The sequence below is a fragment of the Nonomuraea sp. NPDC049784 genome (assembly GCF_040659615.1).
Lineage (GTDB): Bacteria > Actinomycetota > Actinomycetes > Streptosporangiales > Streptosporangiaceae > Nonomuraea.
Map to the genome: position 1 here is coordinate 1 of NZ_JBFAMX010000654.1, position 5,547 is coordinate 5,547.

6 protein-coding genes are annotated in these 5,547 nt (G+C 67.6%); 1 reads left to right on the top strand and 5 read right to left on the bottom strand.

The window, feature by feature from the left end; genetic code table 11:
* The 3 genes from AB0J09_RS54785 to AB0J09_RS54795 all read right to left on the bottom strand — a co-directional run.
* Positions 1 to 213 (bottom strand): ATP-binding cassette domain-containing protein (locus AB0J09_RS54785; RefSeq protein ID WP_360710241.1); only part of this gene is annotated, 213 nt, incomplete at its 3' end.
* Between the two features lie 28 nt (positions 214 to 241).
* On the bottom strand, positions 242 to 1,309 hold the full coding sequence (locus AB0J09_RS54790; RefSeq protein WP_360710243.1) for a sugar ABC transporter substrate-binding protein: 1,068 nt from the start codon (positions 1,307 to 1,309) through the stop codon (positions 242 to 244).
* 52 nt (positions 1,310 to 1,361) lie between these two features.
* Entirely contained in the window at positions 1,362 to 2,687 is a 1,326-nt protein-coding gene (locus tag AB0J09_RS54795; protein ID WP_360710244.1) for an enolase C-terminal domain-like protein, read from the bottom strand.
* Positions 2,688 to 2,998: 311 nt separating this feature from the next.
* Here AB0J09_RS54795 and AB0J09_RS54800 point away from each other — a divergent pair, with 311 nt between their 5' ends.
* Positions 2,999 to 3,718 (top strand): FadR/GntR family transcriptional regulator, encoded by a 720-nt coding sequence (locus AB0J09_RS54800; RefSeq protein ID WP_360710246.1) that lies wholly within the window; start codon positions 2,999 to 3,001, stop codon positions 3,716 to 3,718.
* Between the two features lie 115 nt (positions 3,719 to 3,833).
* Here AB0J09_RS54800 and AB0J09_RS54805 read toward each other — a convergent pair whose 3' ends face one another.
* Positions 3,834 to 5,237 (bottom strand): glycoside hydrolase family 43 protein, encoded by a 1,404-nt coding sequence (locus AB0J09_RS54805; protein WP_360710248.1) that lies wholly within the window; start codon positions 5,235 to 5,237, stop codon positions 3,834 to 3,836.
* A 198-nt stretch (positions 5,238 to 5,435) separates the two neighbouring features.
* The gene (locus tag AB0J09_RS54810) at positions 5,436 to 5,546 is read right to left on the bottom strand and encodes an RICIN domain-containing protein (protein WP_360710250.1); all 111 of its coding nucleotides are present in this window, start codon (positions 5,544 to 5,546) and stop codon (positions 5,436 to 5,438) included.
* Position 5,547: the final 1 nt, after the last annotated feature.

The window sequence follows — 5,547 nt, forward strand, 5'->3', positions numbered from 1 at the left end:
CCGCCAGGCGTCACGGTCGGCGAGGCGCGGGGCAGGCTCGCCGCCGAAGCGCACCTCGCCCTCGTCGGGGGCCTGGAGTCCGGTGAGAATCGAGACCAGGGTGGACTTCCCGGCTCCGTTGCGGCCGACGAGCGCGTGGGTCTGGCCGGGCATGATGCGGATTCCGGCGCGGTCCAGCGCGACGGTCTCGCCGTATCTCTTCGTGACACCCACCGCCTCGACGAGAGGCGTGGCCGCCTGGTCAGCCGCCAAGGTTGTTGCCCCAGAGCGAGGAGTCGTCTGGCTTGACGCTCGCTACGCCTCCGTAGGTGCCGCCGTCGGCGGTGACCAGGGGTGCGGAGAGCTGGTCCTCCAGCAGGCCGGGGCGCACCTGGATGATGGCGCTGTCGTGGTCGGTCGGGCCCGGCTTGAACGTCTTGCCGTCGATGGCGGCCTTGGTGTACTGCAGCGCGTACTTGGCGTATTGGTCGGCCGGCTGGGAGACGGTGGCGTCGATGTTGCCGGCGGCGATCTCCTTCAGCTCCTGGGGGATGCCGTCGTTGGAGATGACGAAGACGTGCTTGGGATCGTCCGGTGGGACCAGCAGTCCGCGCTGCTGGAGCACCTGGAGGGTGCCCGACAGGGCGAAGCTCGACTGCATGTAGACGCCCTTGATGTCGGGGTTGGCGGTGAGCTGGGTCTGGAGCTTCTGCGAGGCGACGGCGCCGTCCCAGTTGGTGGCCTCGCCGAACACCGTGATGCCGGGGTAGCTGGCCTTCATGCAGGTGTTGAAAGCCTCGGTGCGGTCGCGGCCGTTGATGGAGGCAAGGTCGCCCTGGAGCATCACGACCTTGCCCTTGCCGGCCAGTTTCTCGCCGAGGAATTTGCACGCCTTCTCGCCGTACGCCCGGTTGTCGGCACGCACCACCATGAAGGCGTCGCCCTGCTCGGGGCGGGTGTCGACCATGACGACGGGGATCTTCTTGGCGTTGAGCTGCTGGAGGGTGGGGGCCACGGCAGCTGTGTCCTGCGGCGCCAGCACGACGCCCTTCACGCCCTGGCTGATGAAACTCTGCACGTTGGCGGTGAGCTTGGAGATGTCGTTCTGAGAGTTGGAGGTCTTCAGCTCCAGGCCGTTCTCGGCGCCGAACTGGGGGACGTACTTGATGAAGGAGTTCCAGAAGTCGGTGTCGGAGCGGGGGTAGTCCACCCCGACGACAGGCTTGCCGCCTCCTGAGGCGGCCGTGCCGCTCCCTCCGCTGCCCCCGCAGGCGGTGGCCAGGCCGGCCGACAGGGCGACGGCCGCACCTAAGGCGAGTCCTCGTTTCATGACTGTTCCTTTCCTGCGCCGGCTCGCGGCCGGAGCCCGCCGGGGGAGCGCGTCACACCGCACCCGCCACGTCGGCGACTGCGTCGGAGGCCCACTGAGGGCCGTGCGGGTAGGCGTACTCGGCGCGGGATGCCGGACGCATCTCGGCGCCTCCGCCCGGCCGTGCGGGGGCGACGTATCGGCCGTCCCGGATCACGACCGGGTCGGTGAAGTGCTCGTGCAGGTGGTCGATGTACTCGATGACGCGGTCCTCGGTGGTGCCGCTGACGGCGACGTAGTCGAACATCGAAAGGTGCTGGACCATCTCGCACAGGCCGACGCCGCCCGCGTGCGGGCACACCGGCACCCCGAACTTGGCGGCCAGCAGCAGGATGGCGATGTTCTCGTTGACCCCCGCGACTCTGGCCGCGTCGAGCTGCAGGATGTCGATCGCGCCCGCCTGCAGTAACTGCTTGAACATCACCCGGTTGTGGGTGTGCTCGCCGGTGGCGACCTTGAGGGGCGCCACCTGCTTGCGGATGGTGGCGTGGCCCAGCACGTCGTCGGGCGAGGTGGGCTCCTCGATCCAGTACAGGTCGAACTCGGCGAGCGGGGCCAGCCACTCGATCGCCTGGCCGACGTTCCACGCCTGGTTGGCGTCCACGGCGATGCGCACATCGGGGCCGACCGTCTCGCGGGCCAGCCGTACGCGCCGGACGTCCTCGGCCAGGACGGCGCCGACTTTCAGCTTGATCTGGCGAAACCCGTCGGCGACCGCCTCCTCCGCCAGCCGGACCAGCTTGTCGTCGGTGTAGCCGAGCCAGCCGGGAGTGGTGGTGTAGGCCGGATAGCCCTCGGCCAGCAGGCGTGCGCGGCGCTCGGCGCGGCCCGGCTCGGCGCCGCGCAGGATGGCCAGCGCCTCCTCACGGGTGAGCGCGTCCTCCAGGTAACGGAAGTCGACGACATCGACGATCTCCTCCGGTGGCAGCTCCGACAGAAGCCGCCACAGCGGCTTGCCCGCCCTGCGCGCACGAAGGTCCCATAGAGCGTTGAGCACGGCTCCCGCCGCCATGTGGATGACGCCCTTCTCCGGGCCGAGCCAGCGCAGCTGGCTGTCGCCGGTGAGCCGGCGGGACACTCCGCCGAGGTCACCGAGCACCTCGGCCACTGGCCGCCCGGTGACCAGCGGCGCCAGCGACCCCACGGCGGCGACGGCGATCTCGTTGCCGCGCCCGACGGTGAAGGCGAGCCCGTGCCCCTCCTGCCCGCCGCCGGTCCGCACGATCACGTACGCGGCTGAGTAGTCGGGCTCGGGGTTCATGGCGTCGGAGCCGTCGAGCTGCCGGGAGGTGGGGAACCGGATGTCGTGGGCCTCGACTGCGGTGATCAGCTCGGTCACGATGACCGGCCCGGGTGATGCTTGCGCACGAAGGTGTACCTCCAGTGGATGTTTCCGAGAGATGAAGAGGCCTTCACTGCATTGACATGGGATGTCTTTGTAATCCTCGCCGGGGTGGTGTGTCTAGACCTCTCAGGGAAATACCAGGAATATGGCGCGATAGCTGTCTACCGGCCCACCAGGCTGACACATAGACAACCCATGTCTGTACATCGACAAATTGGGCTCTCTCTCGAACATGGGATGTCTGCTATGTTTCCCAGCGTGACCCGAGTGCCGATCGAGCGACTCCACGCCCGGAGGTCGCACACATGTCGCTGACTGACGAGGCGATCTCCCGCATCCGGGCGCTCATCCAGTCAGGGGAGCTGCCCCCAGGGGCTCGGCTGCCACCGGAGCACCAGCTCGCCGCCCAGCTCGGCGTCTCACGCAACCCGTTGCGCGAGGCGGTCAAGGCGCTGGTCGTGGCCCGGGTGCTCGACGTACGGCGGGGTGACGGCACCTTCGTGACCAGCCTGGAGCCGCGGCTGCTGCTGGAAGGGTTGGGGCTGGCCGTCGAGCTGCTGCGCGACGACACCCTGCTGGAGATCGTCCAGGTACGGCGGATGCTGGAGCCCGCGGCGACCGCCCTTGCCGCGTCCCAGATCTCTGCCGAGCAACTCGACGAGATCGGCGAGCATCTGAACGCGATGCGCGCTGCTTGCGATGACGTGGAGAAACTGAACCACCACGACGCCGCCTTCCACAGCGCCGTCGTGAGCGCGACCGGCAACGAGACGCTGTCCACCCTGCTCGACGGAATCTCCGGCCGCACGTTGCGGATGCGGGTGTGGCGCGGCACGGTGGAGGCCGGCAGCTCGCACAAGACCGTCGCCGAGCACGAGGCGATCTACAACGCCCTGGCCGCCGGCGACGCGATGCTCGCCCAGGCCGCGGCGCTCATGCACATCGGCACGACCGAGACCTGGCTCCGCTCGGTGCTGGGAGACGTCGAGGGCTCCCGCGACCAGGACGGGGACGACGATCGCTGATGTACCTGACCGAGCGGATGCCGCTGGGCCGGCGGTGCCGCGAAGGTCTCAGGGACTACCGGGGCCTGTACGTGCCTGGTCCGGCGCTGTGAGGAGGATCCTCAGGATGAGGGCATCAAGAAACACCGCTGCCGGTGAACTGCCACCAGTTCACGTTGAACAGGTAGCCGCTTCCGCCGGTGAACCTGAGGTAGAGATCGTGCATCGCTCCGGCGTTGCTGACGGGGCAGGACACGGTCGTCCAGTTCTGCCAGCCTCCGGTACCCGGCACGGTGCAGGTGCCCACCAGGGTGCCGTTGACGCCGTCCAGGCGGACTTCGATTCTGCCGCCACTGCTCGCCGAGGCCACTCGTGCGGTGAAGGATGACGCGCCGGTGCCGAAGGCGACGCCCTTGACCTTGATGTAGTCCCCGTTCTCGATCCAGCCGACGTTCATGCCGCCTTCGCTGGAGGGCTCGGTTTCGACGCCGGACTCCCAGGCCATCGTTTCGGCTTCCTGACGGACGTACGGGTTCAGGGTGCCGACCTGGGGTGCCCCGGCCGTGGTCATATTGATCGTCGGGATCGTGCCGTTGGCGTTATAGCTGAACTTCTCCACCGCGACTGATCGGGTGAAGCCGCCGCCGCCCGGCAAGGCGCCATTGTGGTAGAAGAAGTAGGACCCGCCGTTGAAATCGATGATGCCGGGATGGTTGGTGAAGCTGCTTCCCTGGGTGGGCATGATCGTTCCCTGATAGGTCCAGGGGCCGGTGGGACCGGGGGCGGTGGAGTAGGCGATGAACTCGGAGCAGCATTTCGCCGCGAAGACCATGTAGTACAGACCGTTGCGCTTGTAGACCCAAGGTCCTTCTTCGTAGAGGGTCGGACGGCCGGTGCTCCCGGTACGGGTCCCGAAGCCCGCAGTGGTGAGGGGTATCTGGGTTGGGCTACCGGAATACGAAATCATGTCGGTGTTCAACTGCACGTACGAAAGGTTCGGGTTGCCCCAGTACAGGTAGGCCTGTCCGTTGTCGTCGATGAAAACAGTGGGATCGATCTCGCCGTTCTCCACCAGCGGGCGCCCGAGGGCGTCGCGGAAGGGTCCGGTGGGGCTGTCGCCGACCGCCACCCCGATGGCCATCCTGCCGGTTGCCCGGTTCTTCACTGGGACGTACCAGTAGAACTTGCCGTTGCGGTAGACGGCCTGGCCCGCCCAGGCGTCCGCGCTCGCCCAGCTGAACGTGGCCAGGCTCATCGGGGAGCCGTGATCGGTCCAGTTCACCATGTCTGCGGACGACCAGACCCGCCAGTCCTTCATGGTGAAATACGTCGAGCCGTCTTCGTCGTGTCCCGTGTAGAGATACACCCGCCCGTTGTGAACGAGCGGAGCCGGGTCGGCCGTGTAAATGGTTTGGACGATCGGATTGTCCGCCCTCGCCGCAGTGGCCGGTAAGAATGCCACAAGACAGAGCAGGCCGACGGTCCAGGTGACCCAGCGCCTGGGCACAAGCCTAGGCAGAGGGGAGAGCGAGAAGTTCACACGTGCTCCTCAGGTAGTGGTTGTCCGTCTTGCGCATCCTTGCTTCGAGCACCGTTTCTCCGGCGGGGGGATAGCTCAGCGATGACCGCACGTCCGCGGATCGCGTCGACGAACCTCACGCGTCGGCCTCGTGCTCGTGGCCGTCGCCGGGGTGATGACTCGCCCCGGCGACGGCGCGTCGTCAGCTGTCAGAGGCTGTCAGGCGCGGGTCCACTGCTGGTTGGTGCCGCCGTGACAGGTCCAGATCTGCATCTTGGTGCCGTTGGCGGTGCCGGCGCCGCTGACGTCCAGGCACTTGTTCGCCCCCACC

Coding starts and splice junctions, on each gene's coding strand:
- AB0J09_RS54790 (WP_360710243.1), bottom strand. CDS start 1,309: ATGAAACGAGGACTCGCCTTAGGTGCGGCCGTCGCCCTGTCGGCCGGC.
- AB0J09_RS54800 (WP_360710246.1), top strand. CDS start 2,999: ATGTCGCTGACTGACGAGGCGATCTCCCGCATCCGGGCGCTCATCCAG.